Source organism: Spirochaetota bacterium (genome assembly GCA_035477215.1).
Classification (GTDB): domain Bacteria; phylum Spirochaetota; class UBA4802; order UBA4802; family UBA5368; genus MVZN01.
Genome location: DATIKU010000044.1, coordinates 35536 through 60025, shown reverse-complemented (window position 1 = coordinate 60025; position 24490 = coordinate 35536). Strand labels below are relative to the sequence as shown.

The window sequence follows — 24490 nt, the reverse complement described above, 5'->3', positions numbered from 1 at the left end:
GATGCCGGCGACGCCGGCGGCGGATACTCCAATCGTTTCGTGGAGGCGGAACAATGAGAAAGATGGCGGCACTGCTTCTCTGGCTTTCGGTATCGGCCCCGCTTGGGGCCGCCGAGATCGCCGTGATTCCCTACCGGGTGGAGACCCCATCGGAACAATTCAACGAGGCCGTTGGCGCGGAATACGCGAAGCTGCTCGGGGTTACGCTGCTGCTGAAAAAGGGGATCGAGCCCTGTTCGCCGGGGGAACTCGAGGTCGACATGAAAAGCTTCTCGATCGATCCGCGGCGCTCCATAAGCGGCGAGTCCCTGGACGCGCTCGGACGGGGACGCTTCATCGACCTGATACTGACCGGTACGCTTTCGCGTTCGGGCGGCGTTATTACCTCCGAAAGCGTGCTGTATTCCACGGCGCAGCGGAAGGTCATATCGAGGGAGCGCGTGCGCGCGGAAGAGCTTTTCGCACTCGCGGAGAGGGACGTGCGCGAGATCTTCGTCACCTACCCGGACCGCGCCGCCCCCGGCGCGGGGGCGGCGTCCATAGACGCCGTTCTGGTGCTCGATACGTCGTATAATGTGTCGCGCGAGTGGGATGCCGTTAAAAACGGGATCACCGCGTTCGCTTCCGGCGTATCAGGCGATTGGGAGGCTTCTCTTCGCCTGTATGTGACCGCTTTTTCGGACGCTCCAGCGGCGCCGAGGGCAGCCCGCGCCATAACATCCCCCCTGTCGCTCAAACAGGAACTCGCCTCAATCAGGCCAAGGGGTGGAGCGGGACCGGCCGCCCTCGGCGGGGCGCTCGCGCACGCGATTGACGCGATTCCCTGGCGCGCGGACGCGAAGAAGGTCATGCTGGTGATCTCCAATTCGCCCGCGCGCGACGTTTCCCGGGCCGAACGGTATGCGCTCAAGGCGAGCAAGAAGGGCATCGCCATCTACACGCTGCCGCTCGGGCGCATCGGGCGCGACGAGGCCGAGGCGATGCGGCAGGTTGCGATAACCGGGCGGGGTCGTACGCTTCCGGTCGCCTACCGGCAGCGCGTTTATGACGCGGAGGGAAAGACGATCGACGTCTTCATGCAGTCCGGCCGGCTTTTCCATGCGCGAAGCTTCGGGGGCCAGTGGAAAAGCGGCCTGTTCGTCGAGAGCGGCGGGGGAAGGACCCTCCGCCCAAAGCCTTTCCTGTCGGAATTGTTCTTCGACGAAAAACGCTACGACGTCAACGCCTATACGATGGGCGAGCGCTACGGTGATATCGCCGGGGTCCGCCTGATAAACAGGGAGCGGCTTGAAAGCAACATCGACACCCTGCTTGCGGAGATCGGCGAGGCGCATGCGGTAAAGATCGCCGGAAGCGGCGCGGGAAAGGCGGCGGCCAAGGCGCTCCTTGCCGATGAGCGCCTTTCGATCTGGCTGTCGTTCTCCGACGGGGCGCTTGTCGAGTTTTTCGAAAAGCAGGCCGCCCTGGGCCGCTATGTAACGCTCGGGGTGATGGTGAGAATGAAACCCGACGAGCCTTACGGGTTCGATTTCAGCCCGCGGCGGATCGTGACCGGACTCGATGCCGGGCATGTTCCCGGCATGGCAACGGCGACGCTTCGCGAGATCATGGGAAAGCCCGAATATTACACGGCAAACGGACTCATGCGCCCGCCGGTTTGGTTTATCCGCGTGAAGATCGAACGCGTCCAACGGCAGAGGGACGGGGCGGACATCAGGGACTGACAGACCGCCTGCTCCATGGGTAAAGGGTCCATGAGGCTCATTTTGACATTTTTAAAGTGAGGCGAAGCATCTTCGGGACATCGGCCGCCGGTTTGACTTTTCCGCTTGACGACCGGCGTTTGATGATGTATATTATTTCCGGGATATGGTTCAGTGGTGTTCAAGGTATCCCGGTTATAGATATATTTTTGCAAAAAGAGAAAGAGAGAAGTCGTTCCTCATTGTGCTTGCAGTATACCATCCGGCATCCACGTAAATCCGTCGATTTATCGCCCGCCTTTTGTGTTATAACGTCTGGAGGATGTTACCATGCGAATGGACAAGCTGACCCTCAAAGCGCAGGACGCGATATCGCGCGCGCAGAACGAGGCGACGAACAACAACCACCACGAGATTCAGCCCGAACACCTGCTGAAGGCCCTGGCCGATCAGGAGGAGGGCATGCTCACCACGATCGCGCAGAAGATCGGCGTACCGGCCATGGAGATAGGAAGGGAGATTGAGGCCGAGATAAAGAAACTGCCGCGGCAGATGGGGGGCGGTCCCGGCGGGGGCGTCCTCTCCGCGTCGATGCGCGACGTTCTGAACGAGGCGTGGAACGAGGCGGTAAAGCTCAAGGACCAGTTTATGAGTACCGAGCACCTCATCCTCGCGCTCGCCGGCGCGGGAGCGACGCGCGCACGGAGCGTCCTCAACGCCGCGGGATTCACGCGGGAGAACATCCTCAAGGTGCTTATGGATGTGCGCGGCAGCAGGCGCGTTACCGACGAGAACGCCGAGGACCGCTACAACGCGCTCGACCGGTACAGCCGCGACCTGACGAAACTGGCGCGCGCGAACAAGCTCGACCCGGTGATCGGAAGGGACGAGGAGATCCGCCGCGTGATGCAGGTGCTCACCCGGCGCACCAAGAACAATCCGGTGCTGATCGGCGAGCCCGGCGTGGGGAAAACCGCCATCGTTGAGGGGCTCGCCAGCCGAATCGTGGCGGGCGACGTGCCCGAAAACCTCAAAGAAAAGCGGCTCGTGGCGCTCGACATGGGCGCGCTCATCGCGGGCGCTAAGTACCGCGGCGAGTTTGAGGAGCGCCTGAAAGGCGTGATACAGGAGATAGAGGAATCGGAGGGAGAGGTCATACTTTTCATCGACGAGCTGCACACCCTGGTCGGGGCCGGTGCCGCCGAAGGCTCAATGGACGCCTCGAACATGCTCAAGCCCGCGCTCGCGCGTGGCGAGCTTCGTTGCATAGGCGCGACGACGCTGAACGAATACCAGAAATACATCGAGAAAGACAAGGCGCTCGAGCGGCGTTTCCAGCCCGTTTTCACCAGCGAGCCGAGCGTCGAGGACACCATCGCGATACTCCGCGGGCTGAAGGAGAAGTACGAGGTGCACCACGGGGTGCGCATTTCGGATTCGGCGGTGGTCGCGGCCGCGGTGCTGTCCGACCGTTACATCACCAACCGCTTCCTTCCCGACAAGGCGGTCGATCTCATCGACGAGTCCGCGTCGCGCATCAAGATGGAGATCGACTCCATGCCGATCGAGATCGACGAAATCGAACGGCGGATACGGCAGCTCACGATCGAGCGAGAGGCCGTCAAAAAGGAGAAGGACAAGGTATCAAAGGAGCGCCTGGCGAAGATCGAGGAGGAACTGGCGAACCTGAACGAAAAAAAGAACGAACTGGTCGGCCACTGGAAAAACGAGAAGGAGGTTATCTCCCGCATCCGCGCCATCAAGGAAGAGATAGAACGGATGAAGGGGGAGGAAAGCCGCGCGGAGCGGGAGGGCAACCTGAACAGGGTGGCGGAGATCCGCTACGGCAAGATCGTGGAGCTGGACAGAGACCTCGCCGGCACGAACGCCAAGCTCGCGCAGATACAGAAGGACAGGAGCCTTCTCAAAGAGGAGGTGACCGAACAGGAGATCGCCGAGGTTGTTTCGCGCTGGACGGGTATCCCGATGGCCAAGATGCTCGAGGGCGAGAAGGAGAAACTCCTCGGCATGGAGCGCATCATCGAGCGCCGCGTGGTGGGACAGAACGAGGCGATCATCGCCATCTCCGACGCCGTTCGCCGCTCGCGTTCAGGCATTCAGGACCCGGGCAGGCCTGTAGGTTCGTTCATTTTCCTGGGGCCCACCGGCGTGGGGAAGACCGAAACGGCGAAGGCCGTGGCGGAGTTTCTTTTTAATGATGAGAAGGCCATCACCCGGATAGACATGTCGGAATATATGGAAAAGCACTCGGTCTCACGGCTCATCGGAGCGCCTCCCGGTTATGTCGGTTACGACGAGGGCGGCCAGCTCACCGAGTCCGTGCGCCGCAGGCCATACGCCGTTTTGCTCTTCGACGAGATCGAAAAGGCGCACCAGGACGTCTTTAATATTTTTCTGCAGATACTCGACGAGGGGCGGCTTACCGACTCCAAAGGCAGGACGGTTGATTTCAGAAACACCCTCATTATCATGACGTCGAACATCGGGACATCGTATATCGCCGACGCCTCGATACCCTACGATGACCGCAAAAGCGGCGTGGAGAAGGAGCTCAGGGCGCATTTCAAGCCAGAGTTCATCAACCGCGTTGACGAGGTTATTATCTTCAATCCGCTTGGTCGGGAGCACATCGCCGAGATCGTAAAACTGCAGCTCGGCATGGTGGCAAAACGGCTGCTGGAGAGGGGTGTGCGGCTCGAGCTTACGAAGAAGGCGCTGGAATTTCTTACGACGACCGGCTTCGATTCGCAGTTCGGCGCGCGGCCGCTCAAGCGCGCCATACAGAAGCATCTGCTCAATCCGCTCTCCGTGAAGCTCCTTGGGGGCGATATAGCGGGCGAGACGACGATCAAGATCGACAGCGACGGCAAGTCCCTGGCGTTTAAGTGATCGCTTCATCGGCGACGCGGCGTCATTCAATGCCGTCAGCGAGGTGCCGGGCGTGTAAGGGAAGCGCTTACAATATAATAATGGATTTCATCAATTGACAAACGGGCGGGTTTAAGGCCGACTGTGCCGGGGATGTAAGTCTTCTTTTAAATCGATGTGTCCGCGGGCCGGGGTGAAAAAAACAAAAATCTCGATCGTCATGGGCGAGGCCGTTGTGGCCATGGACATGAAGCGCCTTCTCGAGATGCTTGGCTATGATGCAACCGCGGAAATTTATCGGGAGGAATCGGCGGCGGCCGGTCGGACTGACCGCCCCGATCTTCTTCTCATCGACGCCTGCCTTCCCGGCGGTGCCGACGGATATCTGGCAGCCCGCCGCCTTGCGGGAGAAGGCGAGCTGCCCGTCGTTTTCCTGGTCAACAGGTTCGGTCCGGACGTGGTTGAACTCACCCGCGGTTTCCGATACTGTGGCCTGGTCGCCAAGCCGGTGGCCGAGGCGGATTTGTACACGGCCATTCGAATGGTGTACAGTCAATGGGAAACCGAGCGGCGGCTTCGAGAAGCGGAGAGCCGGTGGCGGGTGCTGTTTGAGCGTTCCCCGCTCGCCATGTGGGAGGCGAATGCCTCGAAATTATGCGATTACCTGTGCGGGCTGTGTGCGTCGGGCGTGCAGGATGCAAGGGCCCATTTTGAAGCCAACCCGGATGACACGCGCCATTGTCTCGAAATGGTCGCGGTATGGGACGTGAACGACGCCGCGGTGGCGCTTTTTGGGGCCGCGAACAGGGAAGAGCTCAAGAGCGTGCTTTTGACGCTTTTTCGGGACACCGCACGGGACCACCTGGTGGAATGTTTTACAGCCGCGGCGAAGGGAGACATCACGTTCGAATCCGCCGCCCGCTGCACGACGCTCACCGGCGGCGCCGTCAGCGGAACGATGCGTTATTCGGTAATGCCGGGATACGAGAGCACCCGCGAGCGGGTGCTCTGCCAGTTCATATCCAGCCCAGCACTCCCGCAAAAAGGATGATCGCGGCCGCGTTCACCGCGAAAAGACTTCCGATGACGGCGACCTGCATTCGGGGCTTCCAGTCGTAACAGAACATTGATACCACGAAAAACGGTATATAGACGGTTATAAATACCGTGAAGGACCCCCACCATGGATAGACCCACACAAAAGCGGGCGTTTTAACGAGAAATATCTCGAAGATGGAGAAGAAGGCCGCGTTGCCTATCGCGAATGCAAGGCGGTTGTTGACGCCCAGAATTTTTACCGTCGGATCGGCCGGCAGAAGTTTGCTGAACACCAGCCCAGCGATCGAGAACATCAGGGAGAGCTCTACGCCGACACCGATGAGCAGCAGGAAGGCAGTCCCCGTGGGGACCGTCCAGAGGGCGTGCCCGGAAAAGTGCTGCACGAGCGCGTTTGCGATTTCGACGAACCAGTGGACCATGTAGAGCGAAAGGCCCGCGGCGACACCCTTCCAGTTCTTTTTCGAGATCTCGTTGAAATACACATAGACCACCAGCGCGAGAAGCGTGATAACGTACCATTGGAAAGGCTGTCCGCTTCGGAGCAGGTCCAGTGCCTGCGATGTCGCTTCCGGATTGTTGAGGTTCATCTCGTCATCCTCCAGGGTTTAGATGGTTTCAGCTCCGTTGCATGTATGGCGGGTATGGACGTCTTCAAGGGAGCGCCAGCCAACTGGATCAGAAAACATTCCCGATTGCAACCAGAAAACACCGCCAGAGCGATGCCGGCGACCGTTCCATGGCGGTTCGGCGGGTCTCGAGGCGCTTCCCCGGTTGATTATTATTTTATAAATATTTTACGCCATACAACAGTTTTTTGTATGATTTATTTTTACGCAGGTGATAGCCTGCCCCGGACAAGCTATGGCAAAAGGGCTCTGGAATTATATGCAGCCGAACGGGCCCTGGAATCAATCAAACTCAGTGATTACAGACGGTTACAATGAACAGTCGAGAAAAGGGAAGTCTCTTCGGTAAAACGATCGGCGGGACACGCATCGTCCCGGTGGCGTTCAAGATCATACTGGTCTTCGCCCTCTTCATCCTCGTGTCCAATCTCACCAGCAATTACGTCAACCTGGTGTTCAACCGCACGAAGATGGTCAATATGATGCGGCAACTGCTCGCCAAGGACCTCAAGGACATCTACGTGTTCTGCAACAACCAGTTCGAGATTTACAATTACAACAAGGACTTGAAGGGTTCTCTCTCCAGTATCGAGAACCGGGCGCAGAACGAGTTCGCCAAGCGCAAGTCGGTGCTGCTCGGTGTCAAGCCCGACGGCTCGATCCTGTTCCAGGCGTCCCACTTCGCGAAGTCGGCGTCCTTTGAAGACTCGAAAACCCTCAGCACGCTCAACGAGGGGCTCGCGAAAAATACGGGCGAGGGGATAATCCGGTTCAGGTTCAACGGCGAGACCTATTTCGGTATTTACAAGCACAATCCCAAGTGGGAAGTTTTCATCATACGCGCCGAGGAGCAGAACGAGTTCTACGAGGAATCGCGCGCCGTTTTTCGTGATGTGAGCGTCATAATCCTCGTCATTACCATTATCTGCGGCATCGCAGGCGTGTACGTTCTGCGCTACGTCCTGCGTTTTATCAACATCATCACGACCGAGATCATGACGATGCTTGAGGAGCAGCAGCTTCGAATCATCAACCTCAAGGGCGCGCCAAACGACGACATCACATTCTTGGGGGTGGCGTTCAACTCGCTGGCGAGTACCATCTCAAATTTACTTAACATCTTCAGGAAGTTCGCCAACCGTGATGTTGTGATCAGGGCCTATCGCGACCGGGAGGTGCGCCTGGAGGGGAAACAGAGCGACCTGACCATCCTCTTTTCGGACATCAAGAGTTTTACGTTTATAACCGAAACCCTCGGAGCTGATATCATCAAGCTCCTGAACCTGCATTACGACCAGGCGATTCGGAGGGTGGTGGAGCATGACGGGATTATCGGCTCCATCATCGGCGACGCGCTGCTTGCCGTTTTCGGCGCACTGGACCAGTACGAAGGAGACCATAAGAACAAATCGTATCAGGCGGTCATCGTGGCATACAAGCTCCAGGACCTAGCCAAGAAACTCCGGTCCGAAATGACCGCCAAGAAGGAAGAGATCGAAAAGAACAAGGGCCGCCTCAACGAGGACCAGGGAAGGGTATACCAGGCAGTGCTACTCGAAATCGGCGTGGGGATCGACGGAGGCCTGGTCTTCTACGGAAATATCGGCTCGCATATACGCATGACCAATACGGTTATCGGCGATAACGTGAACGCCGCATCCCGCCTCGAGGGGCTCACGCGCGAGTACCGGCTCCCGGTGATCTGCTCGGAATATGTAAAGGAAGACCTGGAATCGAACGGGCACGTCGACGATATACGCTTTTTCGAAATCGACGTAGTCAAGGTAAAGGGGAAGACAGAGGGCAAGAAAATTTACTGGCCCGTGCTGAAAAATGATTACACGAAGACCCTGGAAAAGAGCATGAAGGCTTTTTCCGCCGGGCTCGAGCTTTATTACAGGGGCGATTGGCGCAAAGCGCACCAGCTTTTCAAGCGCTGCAACCTGCCGGTCGGCGAGGTCTTCGCCGAGCGCACCGCTGACTCTACTCCACCGAGGAACTGGAATGGCATATGGGAAATGAAAACGAAATAAAAGACGTCGAGCCGGTAGAGGACGGCACATCGATATTTCTCCCGGAGGCGATACAGGATCCCGACGGGAAGCCGCCGGAATATTCGCTTAACAACGAATTCGCGCAGACGAAGAGAAACCGCAACTATGGCTTCTACCTGCTGGTGGCGGGGTTCATGGTGGCGCTTATCGCCGGAACATTAATGCTCGCGCAGCTCATCCAGGAACGGTTCAACCGCGAGGATGTGGAGATTACCGCCTTCGAGGACATGCGGCTCATCGAGATACTCGACAAGGCCAAGCGGCTTGAGAACGAACTGGAGCTTGCCCGTACGCGCCTGGGTGATACCCGGGGCACGATGAACGACGAGCTTGCCCGCGCGAAGGACGAGGATACGAAGGCCGCGATCCGGGCGATATATCGCGCACGACTGAGGAAACAGCAGGAGGAGGTCGCATCGATTCAGAAGAAGCTGGATGTGCATGATGTCCGCCTGCAGGAAAACATTAAAAAGGCCGAGGCGATCGTCAACAACTACCAGAAATTGCATAATTTGGAAATGCAAAAGCAAAAGCGGTATTACGAGAATCGGATGGCGGAGATGGTGCTAAAGTATAATCCGCGCTTCACCGAGCGCGAGCTGCAGCGCATCCTCAAAGAAAAAAATCCGCCCCTGGACAAAAGCGTCCCGAGGCTCAATGATTTTAAAAAGGAGCTGACGAGCGACGCACGGTACTCCGAGTCCGAGTTCGCCGAAATGCGGCGTATGCAGGCGGACCAGCAGGCGGTAATCAGTCGGTTGAATCGGATACCCTATGTCAATTCGGTCGCCCCGACGCTTGATAAGATCGAGTATTTTTCGCGCGAGCTCACCGGGCGCTACGAGAGGATGTGGGGCGCTCTGGCCGATTCGGTGAGGGTAAAGAGCGCGCAGCTTGATCATTTACGTTATGCCTTCGACTATCTGGCCCGTACCGAACCTGAAAGCGGCTATATCGTCGATCCGCGCGACAGCGGCGCAATCTTCGTGCACCTGCGGGCGGTACATGTGGTAAAAGAGGGGACAACGGCGCTGGTGTTTCGCAAAGACGATGAATACGTGGGCAGGATACAGTTTTACGGCGCGGGCGCGGGGATAAGGGCGCGGGTCGTAGAAGTTCAGGAGGGTAGAAGAATACAGCCTTTCGACAGAATACTTATTAAGGTGTTACAGGAGTGAGTATGAAACGATTCGCAATTGTGTTGATGATGCTGGCGCTCGCCGGGGCGGCCCGGCTTGACGCCTATGACTGGGCAGCGGCCAACCTCGCCGTGGACGGCGAGGAAAAGGAAAACGGCCGGACCGTGCTGACACTTAAAGACGGCGAGGGGAAAGTATTCGTTCTGGGATATGATACGGAACCCACCGACGCGATAGTGCAGCGGATATTGAAACTGAAAAACTATTTCAGCGCCTGGAAATATATCAAAATCGGAAGGATGGGATTTGAATACTCGAAAGACGTTCTCGAGATCAGCCTAATTCCCTCGGAATTTTTGTATAAGGGAATAAACGTGCTCGATTACCTTCCGGCGGGACTCCTCTTCTCGCATTACGACACCATGTACTATAATTATCGCATTACGCGCGACAAGATGTTCATCCGCGTATACGGCGAGTACGTTACCGAGGAAGAGCTGTGCGAAAAGACGATCGCCGCCATCAGCGACCCGCTGGCCTATGTCAGGGCGCGCGATCCTGAATACCTGCTGCAGCGGCTCGACCGTCTGGTGAACGCCATGATGGCATTCGAAAGCAAGGGAGTGTTCGGCTCGGCCAGACCAATTGAGCGCAGTGTGGTGCAGCGCATCGTCGCGATAAAGCGCCAGAACCCCGTCTTTAAGCGGAGGGATATCGTGAAGGCGCTTGAGAAGGAAAAGATATCTGTCAGCGAAAAAGCGGTCGGGGTGGTTCTGGGAGTGTATTATAACGAGTTCGAATAACTGCACACATGTCCGCTGTTTAATCGGCGGGAGGGCATGATAGCACGAAGGCGCGGTTTTATGACCGCGCCTTCGTGCTATTCCGACGGCGTTCAATAACAGACGGCCGGAAATCTTCTCGCATTTTTCGCACGGTCCCGTTACAATTGACAGGCAACTGTGTATGCGACATGAATTCAGAAAATGATATATAGGGAGGGATAAGCAATGAAAAAGGTCTTTAAATGGCTCGGCATCGCCGTCGGTGCGCTGGTGCTTATTATCATCGCGGCGGGCGTCGCCATCATGCTCATCGTCGACAAGGAAATGATCGACCAGCAGATGGAGAATGCGCTGAACAGGCAGGTTTCAATAGGCGCGATCGATGTGAGCGTTTTTTCAGTGGTTTCGGGCATGGAGGTAAAGGAAGTTAAAATATCCAATTTCAAGACAACCGCCCAGAGAGAGGCGCTGAGAGGAAAGCCGGTCGCCGCAAACGATCTGTTTGTCGACCTCTCGTCGTTCACCTTCAAGCTCAAGTTTTTACCCCTGTTGAAGAGGCAGGTCGAGCTTCGCGAGCTTGTGCTGTTCGAGCCGGTCATTAACGTGGTCCGCTATCCCAGCGGCCTGTTTAATTTTTCGGATCTCCTCGCTCCGAAGAAGATGACCGCCGAGGAGAAGGCCAAATTATTGAAGAAACAACAGGAAGAGGCGAAGAAGAAAGCGGAAGAGGCCAAACAGCCCCAGAAACCGTTTACGGCCGATGATCTTCCCGTGGAAATCGCCATCGGCAAGGTCGGCATAGAAAAGGGCCTGGTATCGTTAGTGGATCAGGGGCTGAAGCAGAGCTTCTCCATCTACAACCTGACGGCGCTCGTGCATTCGATCGAGATTGACCCTAAAGACCTCGTTAAAAAAAATTCGGCCAAACTGAAAATCGAGACGGGAATAAAAACAATTGGACAGGTGCGGACCGGGAGCGTAAAAACCTTCGACATCGGCCTTTCGATAAACGGCACGCTGAAGCCTTTCGACCCGAGGTCGAAAAAGGTCGATCCCGAGCTTTCGGCGAAGATTGGTTCGAACTATGGTACGCTTACGGGCCTGCAGATATTCGAGAAGCTTAAGGAGGTGGAACAGATCGAGAAGTACTGCGGGAAGTTCACCTTTCTGAAAGGGGATGTTAAATGGAAGAACGCCTTCGTAAACGTGTGGTACAAAGGCGGCCTAATGAAGCTGACCGATGGAAAGATAGCGACCGACGATTACGCGGTTAACTTCGCGGGCCAGACGAACATCAACACGAAGTCGGTCGGAATGGACATGAATATGCTGCTTGCGGAGAAACATAACAAGCCCATTCGCGAGGGTATCACCAAAAACGTGGAAAAGGGCATAAAGGCGGCGAAACTCGAAAAGTACGTGAAGACCGAGAAGGTCGCCGATTCGGCGATGAAATCGCTGACGAACAAGGACGGCCTGGTCTATCTGCAGTACAAGGTGACCGGAACCATGGCCAAGCCCGATGTTAAGCTGATTGCGCCGAAGCTGCCATCCATCGGCGATTTGGTAAAGGATGCTGCGGGCGACATGAAGGACGTTGTCAGGGAAAAGGCCGAGAAAAAGGTCGAGAAGGTCGTGGACAAGCAGACGGACAAGGCCAAAGACAAGGCGACAGAGAAACTTAAGAAAATATTCTAAACGCGATAGGAATTCAGTGTGAAATTACAAAGCGGCACCGTTCTATGCCGCTTTGTCGTTTATTGCCGCCCCATGGGGCGCCTTGAACAACCATCAATCCGTTATTGGTTTTTGGCGCTGGTAAGCTCCCAGTCTTTGACCTCCAGGTCATACGGCGGATGATAGTGGTTAAAGAAAGACTGCAGAGTGGACGAGGTGTATCCTGTCGGGAGAAGGTCGCCAAAGGCGATGGTGTAGTTGATCGACATGCCGAGGTAAATATTCCGTGTGTTGCGATCGAAGTCCTTGTTGTAGTAGCCGCGCGAATAATACCCGAAATCCAGGTTGACATAGCGAAGCGGGGTGAGCGAGAGATACGGGATTCCGCCCAGCTTGGTGACCAGCAGGTATTTCTGGCCGCTGTAATCGGTGAAGAAATCGGCGCTGCCGTTCTTCTCGGCAACCGCTTTTCTGAACCGCCTGGTGGGAACATACTCCAACTTGATGGCGAACATCCTGTCAAGAACGGGGAAGCCGTCGAGCAGCATGCCGATTCCCGCGCCGATAGTGTTGAAAATGACGTCGTTTATGTCAAATCCCTGCGCGGATGAAAATCCATCGCCGATTTCCATGATGAGCTGAACGGAGCTTGCGTAAATGCCTCCCTCTATGTTGGCTCGCATCGGTGACGAGCCCGTCGAACGAAAAAAGAACGTGGAAAGCCGCTTGACGGCGTAGGTGCCATACAGGTGCCCGAACTTGTCGGAGGCGCCGTTAAGCGCGTGCGCACCCCACACCCTCGAGGGCTTATACATAAACATGGTGCCGTCGAACCAGCCCCATTCCACAAGCCCCCAGACGGTAACAAAGCCCGGGCCGAAAAGATAGAGCCCGGTGCGCAGATAGGGCCATTTGGATTCGTCGAACCTGTGTGTATCGTAGAGGTTGACGGGAAGCCGGACCGTCGGACTTTCGGTGACGGGGGCCAACGGCTCGATCGGAGGTTCCTGGGATTCAGCCGGCGATTCCTGCGCGGAAAGCGCGAGATTTAAACTGAGCAGGGTGACGAGTGCGAGAGTCAAAATTCCTTTCATATGCCATACGCTTTATTTTATGGGTGTCTCCGGTACCGGCGGGCCGTCCCGGCGACTGAGGCGCAATAAAAATTGAATACCGCTGAAATGTCAAGGTGTTGACGATTTTACGGGAAAATTTATGTATCCCGGGAAGACGGTCCTTTTAACTTTTTTTCGTTGCGCAGATCGGTGAAAAATGCCGTGAGGAGGGCCGAGGCCTCGTCGCGCTGCACACCGAAAACTATCTCCGGTACATGGTTGAGGAGGTTGTTGCCGCAGACCGAAAAGACCGTGCCGCAGGCCCCGTATTTGACGTCTTCGGCGGCTATAACGAGCCGTTCGATGCGCGCGTGAACGATGGCCCCCGCACACATCACACAGGGTTCCTTGGTGACGTACAGTGTGCAATCGTTGAGGCGCTCATTGCCGAGCGTTCCGGCCGCCGAATCGATGGCGATCATCTCGGCATGCCAGAGAGGGTTCGTCATGATTCGGTTCCTGTTGTGTGCGCGGGCGATAATCACGCCCTGCCTGACGATTACCGCGCCGACGGGAATCTCGCCTTCTTCGTAAGCAATATGCGCCTCTTCGAGCGCGATCAGCATGAACGAGGTATCGTCGCTCATCGGCCGTTGCCACTCCCTTCGAATGCATGCCGACCTGTGGATGTATGCCGGCTTCGCCGCATCGCGGCAATCGAACGCAAAAGAAAAGGCGAGAATGGTTCCCGCCTTATCGATTAAACGCGCGTCTAAGAGGATTCGAACCTCTGACCTACGGATTCGTAGTCCGGCGCTCTATCCAGCTGAGCTATAGACGCTTTGGTTGAGAGTACCGCTACAACTCCACTATATGAGTATATTTTTTAAGCCAGGGCATTTCAAGCCTTTTTTCCCGTACCAGGAAATAAACAGCCCATGCGCAGAATGAAAAATAAACGGCATAGACGAGGTATACCAAAAGCGCCAGTGCGAACCGTACCGCGCGCCAGTCCCTCGGGACAAGGATGAAGTACAAAAAAAACAGCGCAAGGGCTATTCCGGTAAAAAATACGGAAAGCACGAAACCCCGCCTGCCATTTTCCTGGCACAACGCGTCATCTGGTTTGAGATACAACGGCGCGAGCCAGCCGATGAATGGAAGATAGGCCGCAGCGGCGAAGTATTTATTGTACATGGGCCGATAGATCTCGTTACGGTAGTGCTTCAGGGAGGCTCTGATCTCGGGCCAGTGCCGCCGGATGTCGCGGAGGTAGATTGCCGCCGCGCGAGCCCTTCCCCACGCGAATATCAGCCATTCACGGGTGCGGGGCCAGTTTTTCCGAAAGTCCCTGAGGTAGCGTAGTGTTACAAGCGCCTTCTCTTTGAGCAGGGGGAGTCGATCTTTGACGGCATGTACAAACTTCACTGTGTGTATCCTTTCGGAGAGAGAGGGATTCGAACCCTCGGTACCGGAATGGTACAACGGTTTAGCAAACCGTCCCCTTCGGCCTCTCGGGCATCTCTCCAGTGTAGTGATAAACCGGTTGCGTGATATCGGAGGGTGAGGGATTCGAACCCCCGGAGCTTGTCACCCAACGGTTTTCAAGACCGCCTCTATAGACCACTCAGACAACCCTCCGCGCATAACTCTATGGAGGGTGCCCGTTCTGTCAAACAAAAATTTCCACGGGGCGGCCTGTGCCCGTAGCGTCGCCTGAGTGAAATATAAATCCCGCCGGGGAAGTCATCTCACGATTTCGGTGCCGATACCGGCGTCGGTGAATATCTCCAGGAGCACGGCGTGCTCGACCCTGCCGTCTATGATGTGCGTCTTGTTGACCCCGCGAAGGGCGTCGAGGCAGCAGTTGACCTTGGGGATCATACCCCCGGTAATCTCGTTAGAAGCGATGAGCGCGGGGATCTCCGACGCGGTGAGGGTAGAGGCGAGCGAACCGTTTATCTTCACCCCCTCGATGTCGGTGAGAAGGATAAGCTTTTCGGCGCGCAGCGCCTCGGCGATGGCGCCGGCGGCCGTATCTGCGTTGATATTGTACGTAACGCCGGCCTCGTCATACCCGATCGGCGCGATGACCGGGATGAACTTTTCGCGATCGAGCGCCTCGATCACCTGCGGATTGACGCGGCTCACCGAACCCACCAGTCCGATGTCGAGCCTGACCCCGTTGTCCTCGTGGAAGTGCTTCTCGGCAATAAGGAGACCGCCGTCCTTGCCGGAGAGGCCCACGGCCCTGCCGCCCACCATGTTGATGTTGTGGACGATCTCCTTGTTGACCTTGCCCACCAGCACCATCTCGACGAGGTCCATGGTCGCGCTGTCGGTAACTCGCATACCCGCAACGAACTCGCTCTTCTTGCCGACCTGTTTGAGGAGCTCGCCGATCTGCGGTCCGCCGCCGTGAACGATGACCGGGTTTATGCCCACCAGCTTGAGGAGCACCATTTCGGTGGCGAACGAGCGCCTCAGCCGTTCGTCCTCCATCGCGTGCCCGCCGTATTTTATGACGATGGTTTTTCCGTAGAATTCCTGAATGTACGGGAACGACTCGATAAGTGTGCTGACTTTTTCTATGTAGCGCTGCATGGTACGCATTCTCCTTTTAGTGTGTTATTCCAGGTATACGCTCTCGGCATCGGGTATTGACAGGGAATCGGGAATATCAGCCGCTTCAAGGGCCAGAAGGGGTGATATCTCAAGCTTTTTCACGAGGGAGGGGATGAGAATGCCGCGTTCCCCGAGCCAGCGCCGGTAAAGCCCGGTCATGAGCTCGTGCGCCGATTCGACCGAGTCGACTCCCGAGGGATTTTTTATCGGTGCGAACTCATCCTCCCGGATTGTCTCGAGCACGATGTTTTTATCCGTAAGCGGCAGGGCGTCGAAGACGAATTTTTCAAATTTGAATCCTTCAATTTCGGCGGGCCCCGATGGCGTGCAGGGCGTTATTTTTTTTCGCGCGACGTGAAAGGGAAGAGATACGGCCGATCCGCCCGTTATTTTTTCGAGGAAGCCGACGCAAAACAGGTGGATGGCGATGCTTCCCATGCAAAAGCGGAGCGCTCCGCTGCCGTCGCGCATGTTCTGTAAACGCTCGGGTAGGTCCGAGTATTCGACCACGCCGATGGTCCCGTCGTCGAAGCGGACGAAGACGCCGATTTTTTCGCCGGGATAGGCTTTCATAAGCCCCTTGCTCGAGATGTCGGCGCCACGTTGTGCGTGGAATCCGATGAAGACGGGATCGATAATGGAAATGAGCGGATTGTCCACCTGGAAGTAGGAAATGATCCCGATGCCGCGTTTACGCATCGCCGCCAGCGTTCCCGAATCGGCCAGGGCATCGAGGCTCCCGCCGTGGCCGTCGGGATTTTTAAAGATGGCGGATGGCGACTCAAGAATGAGTTTGCCACCGGTGTCGAGGGATGGGATCATGCTCTGGGGGAAGATGTACACGTCTTTCTCGTCAAGACCGAAGTGGCGGTTGGCGGTGAGGTAGCGCACCGTGTCCTCGTGGTTGGCCTGCGAGGTCATGATGAGCCAGGGAATGGGGGCACCGTATTTTATCGAGCTCTTGAGGATTTTTTCGGCATGGATCTGAAACAGGGATTTACCTGAAACGGGCCCAACCCCGAAAAGCCCCTTCGGGCCGCCGAAGCCCAGGCGGGACCCCTGTCCACCCGCCACCACGAAGGCCGCGACGACGCCTTTTCGAATGAGCGCAATCCCCTCCTCGCGCGCGGCGTCGAAGCGTCGGAGATCTTTGTTCCCGGAGGGGGCTGGGATATAGGGCGCGGGCTCGAAGCCCATTGCCGTCGGCTTGCTCTCCCGGGCCTGCAGGTAGAGGCGAGAGAGAAGGTCGAAATCGATGGATGCAACATCATCCAGCAGGGCCTTTTTTTTGACGTCCGGGAGCTGTTCCCAGAACGTGAAGACGTGCTCCTGCCCGTGGTCGTACACGCGCTGAATGACGTCGCTTCGGTCCGGATATGAAATCATCGCATGTCCTCGTGGGGAACGGAATGATAGACTAATCCGCGTCATTTTTGCCGGGATGTCAAATAAGTTTTCTCGCCCTGGTATTTTGCCCACCGGCCCGGCGGAGAAGAGCTTGCAAATGACGGGAGCCCCGGATAGCATTGGTCGGGATGGATGAAATTAAAAATGATACAGGGCGCCTGTGATTAAAAACCTGCGGGAGGATGTGCGGGAGATATATACCGCCGCGATCGATGCCGTCAATCCGCGAAGGGCCGTGCTCGAGCATCTGCGGATAAAAGGCGGCAGCCTGCTTGTCTATTCGAACGCGAAGATGGTCCGCGAGCTCGATCTCTCCCGTTTCCGCCGAGTATATGTGCTTGGAGCGGGAAAGGCGACAGCCCTGATGGCGCAGGCGGTCGAGGAACTGCTCGGAGACAGGATCGCCGCGGGCTGCATATCGGTAAAGTACGGCTATACGGCGCCGCTCACGCGCGTGGAGTCGATCGAAGCAGCCCACCCGGTGCCGGACGGGAAGGGCATGGAAGCCGCGGAAAGGATATTGAAAATGGCCGCCGATGCGGGGAAAGACGATCTTGTCATCTCGCTCCTTTCGGGGGGCGGCTCGGCACTGCTGCCGCTGCCGGCACCGCCCGTCACGCTTGAGGAAAAGCGGGCCACGACAAATCTTCTGTTGAAAAGCGGAGCATCGATCCATGAAATGAACGCCGTGCGAAAGCATCTGTCATTGATAAAGGGGGGGAATCTGGCACGGGCCGCGTATCCGGCGACCGTCGTGAACCTCATGATCTCGGATGTGGTCGGGGACGACCCCGACGTGATCGCATCGGGTCCGTTTGTGCCGGACGCGTCGACCTTCGCCGACGCATTTGCCATCCTCGAACGTTATGGAATTGAGGATTCGGTACCAGCGGCCGTGCGCAAGCGGATCCTCGACGGCGTCGACGGCCTGGTGCCTGAAAATCCCAAGGCTGACGGGGAATGCTTCGACGGTGTGACCGGCGTCATTATCGCGTCAAACATCCTTGCTCTCGAAGCGGCACGCCTGAAGGCGGAATCGCTTGGGTACGCAACCGTGGTACTTTCATCGCTCATCGAGGGAGATACTCAACAGGCGGCACTTTTCCATGCGGCGATAGCCCGGGAGGCGCTCGCTTCGGGAAACCCGGTGAGACCTCCCGCCTGCATCATCAGCGGCGGGGAGACAACGGTCGAGGTGCGCGGGAAGGGGCTTGGCGGGCGCAATATGGAGTTCGCGCTGCATTCCGCGATTTTCCTGGCGCAGACGCGGGGCATCTGCGCGGCCAGCGTGGGCACCGACGGCACCGATGGCCCGACCGACGCGGCCGGCGCCTTCGCCGACGGCGCCACGGTCGCCCGCGCCCGCGCCGCGGGCATGGATATCGGGTCGTACGCGGAAAACAACGATTCATATTCTTTTTTCAAAAACCTCGGAGATCTTATAATAACCGGCCCAACCAACACCAACGTGATGGATGTTCGGATACTGATTGTGCGGTAAGAAGGTTAATGAGAACGCGGGGTGTTTCCCGAACGCGCAATATACGACATAATCCGAGAGGCGGCTCTAAAAATAAAAGATAAAATTTTAAAAAAAAAGTTGCTTATAATTAAATTGCCCACTATTCTATGCACTGCTTGTAAAAGGCGGCTGTCCGCAGCTCCCGCGGCGCTACCGGACGGGTTCGGCGGAATAAATCGGGGGAACCGCTGCAGGCGAAACAGGCGGCGCGGGCATGGAGGTTCGCGATATCATGCATAAAAGCAGATTAAAAGGAGTGGTGCTATGAAATTGAGAGATGGCGTAAAGTGGTTCGTTTTCGTTCTTGGCGTCTGCGTGCTGTCGACGGGCGTATCGGCGCAGGAAATGAAATCGGACGAGGCCAAGAAGGATCCGCGGACGGAATACTCTGAAGCCGAGCGCCCCGAGGAAAACTACCTGGCGCGCTTCCAGGCTATTGAGGTATCCGAGAGGTTGATAAAGGAAAACCTGGAAAAGATTTACGTGCTTAAGGTAATAGCATCCAATTTCAAGGAACAGGGATGGGAAGGCGACTACCAGAAGATTTACGACCAGTATAAAAGAGGGGTCGGATTATTTTACAAGCGCGATGTGATCTACTCGCGGGTTGAGTTGGAGAACAATAAGAAGGCGATAAACGATCTATTTAAAAAGATCAGCGCCCATTATAGGGAATACACACAGACGCTGCTCTTCCAGTGCGCGGACGCGATCCTGGATCTTTCGCTCGATGAGCGCAGCCAGTTAGATCCCAATCGAAGCAAGGTGGTCTTCCAGAACATGATGCGCCTCAGGATCGCTTACGGCCAGCTTGATGACGCGCAGAACGCGTATAGCGACGGAATCTACCGAACGTCGATTCTTCATTACCGTGTGGCAAAGGCCTATGGTATCAGGATCATGGAAGAGCTTGATCCGGTCAATTCGAAGGGCAAGTTCGAACTTCACAAGGCGGATAACCTTAACAGGGTGCTTAATCCCGAGAGGGCGAAGGCTGAGCCGGTAGCGAAATAAGCATATTTCAATATGGTTGGTTTACAAAAAGGGGAAGCTTCTTCCCCTTTTTCATTGATAGTGAAAACAAGAATGGCACCGGGCCGATGATCTATCCTCCGAGTTACCGCACCATTCGGGCCGCTGCGGCAGTCCTGGCGATGTTCGCCTTTCTGCTCGTTCCGGAAGGTATCGTTCGCAGGGAATTCCCCGAGTACCGTATTGTGCTTGATCCAGGCCACGGGGGGATGGCCCTGCCGGATCGGTCCCGCCATGGAGACCGGTACGATGCGCTGTCGGGGACCTACCTTCAATCGTTTAAGGAAGGCGCCTCGTGGGGCGCCATCGAGGAGCACGCCGTGGTGTACGAAATCGCCAGGAAGGCGGCGGACATCATCGCACTGTGCGGCGAGGGAGGCGATTTTAATCGTTTCAGTCGCCTGCTCGAACGGTACTCGTCGGATCAGCCCCGGCGGATTATTGTGGATGTCTCGCTCAGCCGTGGGGATTCGCGCGACAGGGAAAAAATCCGCGGTCGCGAAGATCCAAATGGCGAGTTCAGGCTCTTCGACTACCCGGGTCCCGACGGGAAAATGCGTCCGGGACGGATTTCGCGCATCAACGCGCTGCGTCCTCACCTGGTAGTCTGTCTGCACGTCACCCGCAGCGGGTCGCCGTATTTCAGGGGAATGAATCCCGTCATCGCGCCCCCCTTCGGCTTCATGTACCAGGGACTCAAGGTTCTACGAGGTGAAAAATCGGATAGAAGCTTTTTTCTCTCGAGCCCGTATGCCGATTGGTTCGATGAGTCGAACGAGCGCACGGGATACAAATGGTTTTTAAACGACTCGATGCTCTACTTCAGCGGATTTCCGCTCGATGCCCGCGGAAAAGTCGATATGGCGGGATTCAGGGGATACCGCCACAACATGGTCGACTGGCCATATCGGGACTCTCCCAGCTGGGAGGTCGTCGCGCGAAACCATCCCGATTATACGCCGTACGCAGCCTCTCCTGGAACGATCAGCCTGACGGGCAGGTACTGGGACCGCGAGCGGTCCGAATTCGAGCGGTTCCGCCGCGACGGAGGAGAGGAGGGTTACGGGGGGGACAATCACTTTGCATCCGCTGAAATCATCCGCTACATCCTCATGGCGCTCAGACTGAATAATTTGGGACACCCCGATCAGCGGCTGTCAAAACCGTACGTTTCGGTATGGCACATGCCCCTGTTTCTCAACGCGGTTACTGCATTCATGGAGCTCGGGTATTTCGACCAGCCCCGGTTCCGCTATATCCTTACCGCGCGCCAGGATGAAATCGCCGAAGGCATCGCAGTCGGCGTTTATTCGCTGCTTGCGGGGATGAAACTGCGAGATATAGGCGGGCCGCGCGGCCCCAGGGGGAAAAGGATTGACATCGAGAAATACAGCGGTTCAAATGAAAAGAGCTATTTCGATGCGGCCGCTTTTCCCGGCCGCTGATATAAGGCGGCGATTTGCCCTTTCGGCGATAATGAGAAACCAATGAAAAACGCGATTCGTATATTTATCGTCCTTCTTGGCGTCGTGGTGTCTGGTGCCGGTCCCGCACACCCGGCCGAGATGAGCCGCACGTTCATCGAGGCGGCCAGAAAGGTCAAGCCCTCGGTTGTGAATATCATCATCTATCGGACCTCGATGAGGGACGGCAGGCGGGTGTACGCAAAATCCGGGTTCGGCTCGGGAACCCTCATCTCTGGCGAGGGTTACGTGGTGACCAATTATCATGTGGTCCGAAAAGGCGATTATTACCAGATGGTGCTTTCGGATGGTTCGGAGTACGAACCGGAACCTGTCTTCGGAAATGCATATTATGTGGCCGATCCCAAGACCGATATCGCCATTATAAAGATCGCAGCCGGCAAGGCCCCGGCGTTTATCCCGGCTGTTTTCGGCGATTCCGACCGGCTCGAAGAGGGGGAGTGGGTGATCGCCGTCGGGACGCCCTATGGGCTCAGACAGTCGTTTACGAGCGGGATCATATCGTCGACGGGCCGCAGCGACATAGGGTTCGCCGATATCGAGGATTTCATACAGACCGACGTTCCCATCAATCCGGGCAATTCGGGCGGTCCACTGGTGAACCTTCGGGGAGAGCTGGTGGGCATCAATACCGCCATACGTACCGTTTCGGGCGGGTTTCAGGGAATCAGCTTCGCCATCCCGTCGAATATCGTGCGCAGGGTCTCGGTCGAGCTTTTAAAATACGGGCGTATCCGGCGCGGATGGCTTGGGTTTCTGGCAAGGGAAAGGAGCCTTCCAGCGCGCGGCGAGCGGAACGTCGTAGAGGTGATGTCGGTCATCAAGGATTCGCCGGCCGAGGCGGCGGGCATACGGACTGGCGACGTTGTACGCGAGGTAGACGGAAAGCGCATAACGACTCTGGGCGAGCTCGTGGCGGCGGTCGGCAACAAGCCGATCGGCTCGACCGTCACGATCCGGGCGGCGCGCGAGGGTTACATCGGCGAGTACGCGCTTGTTCTTAGGGAAAAGGCGGAATTCAGACGCTCCCAGCAGGAAGGGCGAAGGCTCCTGGGAGCGTATGGGATCGAGCTCGACGACGATTCCCTGTTGGAAGGGGTCGTCATATCGGCGGTTTCGCCGCTGGGTGAGGCGTATCGGCACGGATTGAAGAGAGGGGATTGCGTGCGCTCGGTCAACGGGCGCGTTGTGGGAAACGTCGACGATTTTTTAAATGTCTTTCGGCGTGACTCTTCGCGCCTGGTGCGTATTGAGGTTCTCAGGGATTCGCGCCTGTACACGGTCGACTTCTCGGCGGATATTGAATGAGCGGCGGCGGGTGATGCGCGTGATCCGGACAGCGGCGGCCGTCTGCGCCGTCCTTACCATCTCGGCGGGCCCGTATTCAGACGATCTCCGGTCACAGGCGACCCCGGCGTTGCTCGCCGACGAGTTCTACACGCGCCTGCAGGCGGCTCCCGTTATACGAAGGGATTTCTTTCTCGACGCCCATCTCAATAAAATCATGGTCGGCCGCGGCCGTGTCATCGCAGTCGATACGGCCGGCAGATATAAAAGGCGCTACAGGATCATGCTCGCGGGCCTGGCGGTCTCCCCGAAGATCACGTTTTACGTGTACGCCGACGGCGATGACTACCGCACGCTCCTCTCGGCGGGCGACCTTTTCGAGTTCAAGGGGCAGTTTGTCGTCTACACGCCGGTGAATTCGAGCAGGGACGCGTACATCTTCGATATCGTCATGGAAGAGGGGGCGGTGGTCGTAGAGGAAGGGCGATAGGCGGACCTATTCCCGGTAGATAGAGAAAACGTATTCGAGAATCCGGTTCCGCTCGCGGTCGTTCATGCCGGTATACTCCATGCCGTAGCGGTTCATCGTTCCGGATTCGGCCGATGTTATCCTGGCGGTAAAGTCGATATCGTCCCCGCCGAACGCCAGGTGGCCGCGGATCAGGCCGGCAAGTGGTATCTCGTGGCCGGTTTCGACTACGGCCTCACGGTCGCTCAGCATGATGATCGTACCGTCCAGGTATCGTATTTCCTCGGTGTAAAAGCTCTTGTCGTTTCGCGCGACAGCGATCGTGAAAAATCGGAAAGGTAGCGAAACCTTGGCCCTGAGGCACTTGCGCTCGTCGGCACTGGCGATGTCCGCGGTGTGAATGAAAGCGATGAAATGCCCGGGTGGGGTACCTGCATCCGGGTCGCCGGCCGAAGAGGGACCGGGCGGGACCGTGATCCTGCCAGCCACCTCCATGTTGAATTCGAATGAAATGGAATTCTGGGTCCACAAATAGCCCTGAAGTACGGCTTTCGCCTGGATTCTCTGGAAAAAATCGGCGGGAGCGTCGGTAATGTAGAAATGGCGGGTGACCCCGACGACGATGAGCCGGGCATAGCCGTATCCCTTGAGGTAGGCGCGGAGCACCATATTTTCCCTGAGGTCCATTGTCGTTGCCAGTTGTTTCATGGTGTAATCAGTTTCCGGGGCGTTCCGGCGCCTTTATATTGTGACAGTGCGGTGGACATTATAGTGAATCTCCGGGCCAAAATCAACCATATGAAAAAATATTTGTTGAAAAAAGAAGGGGTGGTGAGGATAGTGGAAATCCTTTCTGCTGAAAGCGGGCTGCCGTATTTCAGCACAATCCAAAGGAGGGAGGAAAAGGTGAGCAAGTACGAGTTGACGGTGATTTTGCGCATTAATGAGGCGCTTGAATCGAACAGGGAGAAGGTTAAAGCGATTCTTCAGAAAAACGGCGTAAGTATCGTGTCCGAAGACATATGGGGAAACCGCAGACTTTCCTACATGCTCGATGGGGAGAACGACGGTAATTACACCCTCATGAACATCGAATCTCCGCCCGAGGCCATTCAGAAGATTACCAACGAGTTTCGTCTTAACAGCGACATCCTGCGGCATCTCTTTGTGCGGGTGCCCAAGGCCAAGACCGCGTAAGCGGCCCCCCGGAGGGCTCCAATGGCGAGCGATATAAACAGGGTTATGCTGATAGGGAGAATGGTCAGGGACCCCGAACTGAAATATACGCAGGGAGGGTCGTCCGTAACCAATTTTTCAATAGCGAACAACAGGAGCTATAGTGTCTCCGGCGAAAAAAAGGAGATGGTTTCGTTCTTTAACTGTGTAGCCTGGGCCAAGACGGGCGAGGTGATTGCGCAATACTGCAAGAAGGGACAGCGGATCGCAATCGAGGGCCGGCTCCAGCAGCGTTCGTGGGACGACCAGAGCGGAAACAAGCGATCGACGGTCGAAATAGTGGTGGAAAACTTCCAGTTTCTTTCGGGAAAAGACGATGGCCCCCGGCAGGCCGAGCATCAGGATTCGCAGGATTTAGGGCCGCCCCCCCAGGGTGGCGGCGGGGGCGCATTCGGCGACGATGATATTCCCTTTTAACCGGAATTCCATAAACCAATCAGA

The 24490-nt window shown here is 56.7% G+C and carries 21 protein-coding genes and 3 tRNA genes; 14 read left to right on the top strand and 10 right to left on the bottom strand.

From position 1 onward, the window contains the following. Positions 1 to 53 precede the first annotated feature (53 nt). The 3 genes from VLM75_10315 (at position 54) to VLM75_10305 (ending at position 5643) form a co-directional block, all read left to right on the top strand. The gene (locus tag VLM75_10315) at positions 54 to 1724 is read left to right on the top strand and encodes a VWA domain-containing protein (protein ID HSV97312.1); all 1671 of its coding nucleotides are present in this window, start codon (positions 54 to 56) and stop codon (positions 1722 to 1724) included. Between the two features lie 309 nt (positions 1725 to 2033). After that, positions 2034 to 4613 carry an ATP-dependent chaperone ClpB gene (gene clpB / locus VLM75_10310; GenBank protein HSV97311.1) on the top strand — a complete coding sequence of 860 codons (2580 nt, stop codon included), beginning with the start codon at positions 2034 to 2036 and terminating at the stop codon, positions 4611 to 4613. Positions 4614 to 4785: 172 nt separating this feature from the next. Beyond that, the gene (locus VLM75_10305; protein ID HSV97310.1) at positions 4786 to 5643 is read left to right on the top strand and encodes a response regulator; all 858 of its coding nucleotides are present in this window, start codon (positions 4786 to 4788) and stop codon (positions 5641 to 5643) included. On the opposite strand, the gene VLM75_10300 is transcribed toward VLM75_10305, so the two are convergent. Next, on the bottom strand, positions 5609 to 6238 hold the full coding sequence (locus tag VLM75_10300; protein ID HSV97309.1) for a hypothetical protein: 630 nt from the start codon (positions 6236 to 6238) through the stop codon (positions 5609 to 5611). The genes VLM75_10305 and VLM75_10300 overlap by 35 nt on opposite strands. Before the next feature lie 353 nt (positions 6239 to 6591). On the opposite strand from VLM75_10300, the gene VLM75_10295 reads away from it, so the two are divergent. The 4 genes from VLM75_10295 (at position 6592) to VLM75_10280 (ending at position 11953) form a co-directional block, all read left to right on the top strand. Then, complete coding sequence (locus VLM75_10295) at positions 6592 to 8310, top strand: adenylate/guanylate cyclase domain-containing protein (protein ID HSV97308.1); 1719 nt, start codon at positions 6592 to 6594, stop codon at positions 8308 to 8310. Next, entirely contained in the window at positions 8289 to 9509 is a 1221-nt protein-coding gene (locus VLM75_10290) for a hypothetical protein (GenBank protein ID HSV97307.1), read from the top strand. Before VLM75_10295 ends, VLM75_10290 begins: the two co-directional genes overlap by 22 nt. A gap of 2 nt (positions 9510 to 9511) precedes the next feature. Continuing rightward, positions 9512 to 10273, top strand: coding sequence for a hypothetical protein (locus VLM75_10285; protein HSV97306.1), 762 nt, complete (start codon positions 9512 to 9514; stop codon positions 10271 to 10273). 207 nt (positions 10274 to 10480) lie between these two features. Next, the gene (locus VLM75_10280; GenBank protein ID HSV97305.1) at positions 10481 to 11953 is read left to right on the top strand and encodes an AsmA family protein; all 1473 of its coding nucleotides are present in this window, start codon (positions 10481 to 10483) and stop codon (positions 11951 to 11953) included. A gap of 101 nt (positions 11954 to 12054) precedes the next feature. Here VLM75_10280 and VLM75_10275 read toward each other — a convergent pair whose 3' ends face one another. The 8 genes from VLM75_10275 to VLM75_10240 all read right to left on the bottom strand — a co-directional run bounded on the left by VLM75_10275 (position 12055) and on the right by VLM75_10240 (position 16998). Beyond that, positions 12055 to 13026 carry a DUF2279 domain-containing protein gene (locus VLM75_10275; GenBank protein ID HSV97304.1) on the bottom strand — a complete coding sequence of 324 codons (972 nt, stop codon included), beginning with the start codon at positions 13024 to 13026 and terminating at the stop codon, positions 12055 to 12057. A gap of 119 nt (positions 13027 to 13145) precedes the next feature. Continuing rightward, positions 13146 to 13634, bottom strand: coding sequence for a nucleoside deaminase (locus VLM75_10270; GenBank protein ID HSV97303.1), 489 nt, complete (start codon positions 13632 to 13634; stop codon positions 13146 to 13148). 120 nt (positions 13635 to 13754) lie between these two features. Further along, positions 13755 to 13828 (bottom strand) — tRNA-Arg (locus VLM75_10265). A 17-nt stretch (positions 13829 to 13845) separates the two neighbouring features. Further along, positions 13846 to 14415, bottom strand: a complete 570-nt coding sequence (locus VLM75_10260; protein HSV97302.1) for a hypothetical protein — start codon at positions 14413 to 14415, stop codon at positions 13846 to 13848. A 14-nt stretch (positions 14416 to 14429) separates the two neighbouring features. After that, positions 14430 to 14515, bottom strand: a tRNA-Ser gene (locus tag VLM75_10255). A gap of 29 nt (positions 14516 to 14544) precedes the next feature. Beyond that, positions 14545 to 14628, bottom strand: a tRNA-Ser gene (locus VLM75_10250). 105 nt (positions 14629 to 14733) lie between these two features. Continuing rightward, on the bottom strand, positions 14734 to 15591 hold the full coding sequence (argB, locus tag VLM75_10245; protein ID HSV97301.1) for an acetylglutamate kinase: 858 nt from the start codon (positions 15589 to 15591) through the stop codon (positions 14734 to 14736). A gap of 24 nt (positions 15592 to 15615) precedes the next feature. Next, positions 15616 to 16998 carry a UDPGP type 1 family protein gene (locus tag VLM75_10240; protein HSV97300.1) on the bottom strand — a complete coding sequence of 461 codons (1383 nt, stop codon included), beginning with the start codon at positions 16996 to 16998 and terminating at the stop codon, positions 15616 to 15618. A gap of 181 nt (positions 16999 to 17179) precedes the next feature. Here VLM75_10240 and VLM75_10235 point away from each other — a divergent pair, with 181 nt between their 5' ends. The 5 genes from VLM75_10235 to VLM75_10215 all read left to right on the top strand — a co-directional run bounded on the left by VLM75_10235 (position 17180) and on the right by VLM75_10215 (position 22834). Then, positions 17180 to 18520: a glycerate kinase gene (locus tag VLM75_10235; protein ID HSV97299.1), complete on the top strand. Its 1341-nt coding sequence runs from the start codon at positions 17180 to 17182 to the stop codon at positions 18518 to 18520. Between the two features lie 285 nt (positions 18521 to 18805). Continuing rightward, positions 18806 to 19555: a hypothetical protein gene (locus VLM75_10230; GenBank protein HSV97298.1), complete on the top strand. Its 750-nt coding sequence runs from the start codon at positions 18806 to 18808 to the stop codon at positions 19553 to 19555. 86 nt (positions 19556 to 19641) lie between these two features. Then, the gene (locus tag VLM75_10225) at positions 19642 to 21018 is read left to right on the top strand and encodes a hypothetical protein (GenBank protein HSV97297.1); all 1377 of its coding nucleotides are present in this window, start codon (positions 19642 to 19644) and stop codon (positions 21016 to 21018) included. Positions 21019 to 21060: 42 nt separating this feature from the next. Then, positions 21061 to 22365, top strand: coding sequence for a trypsin-like peptidase domain-containing protein (locus VLM75_10220; GenBank protein HSV97296.1), 1305 nt, complete (start codon positions 21061 to 21063; stop codon positions 22363 to 22365). A 13-nt stretch (positions 22366 to 22378) separates the two neighbouring features. Continuing rightward, positions 22379 to 22834 carry a hypothetical protein gene (locus VLM75_10215; GenBank protein ID HSV97295.1) on the top strand — a complete coding sequence of 152 codons (456 nt, stop codon included), beginning with the start codon at positions 22379 to 22381 and terminating at the stop codon, positions 22832 to 22834. A 6-nt stretch (positions 22835 to 22840) separates the two neighbouring features. Here VLM75_10215 and VLM75_10210 read toward each other — a convergent pair whose 3' ends face one another. Further along, positions 22841 to 23521 (bottom strand): PilZ domain-containing protein, encoded by a 681-nt coding sequence (locus VLM75_10210; GenBank protein HSV97294.1) that lies wholly within the window; start codon positions 23519 to 23521, stop codon positions 22841 to 22843. 63 nt (positions 23522 to 23584) lie between these two features. On the opposite strand from VLM75_10210, the gene rpsF reads away from it, so the two are divergent. Further along, on the top strand, positions 23585 to 24010 hold the full coding sequence (rpsF, locus tag VLM75_10205) for a 30S ribosomal protein S6 (protein ID HSV97293.1): 426 nt from the start codon (positions 23585 to 23587) through the stop codon (positions 24008 to 24010). 21 nt (positions 24011 to 24031) lie between these two features. Further along, on the top strand, positions 24032 to 24466 hold the full coding sequence (ssb, locus tag VLM75_10200) for a single-stranded DNA-binding protein (protein ID HSV97292.1): 435 nt from the start codon (positions 24032 to 24034) through the stop codon (positions 24464 to 24466). The last annotated feature ends 24 nt before the right edge of the window (positions 24467 to 24490 follow it).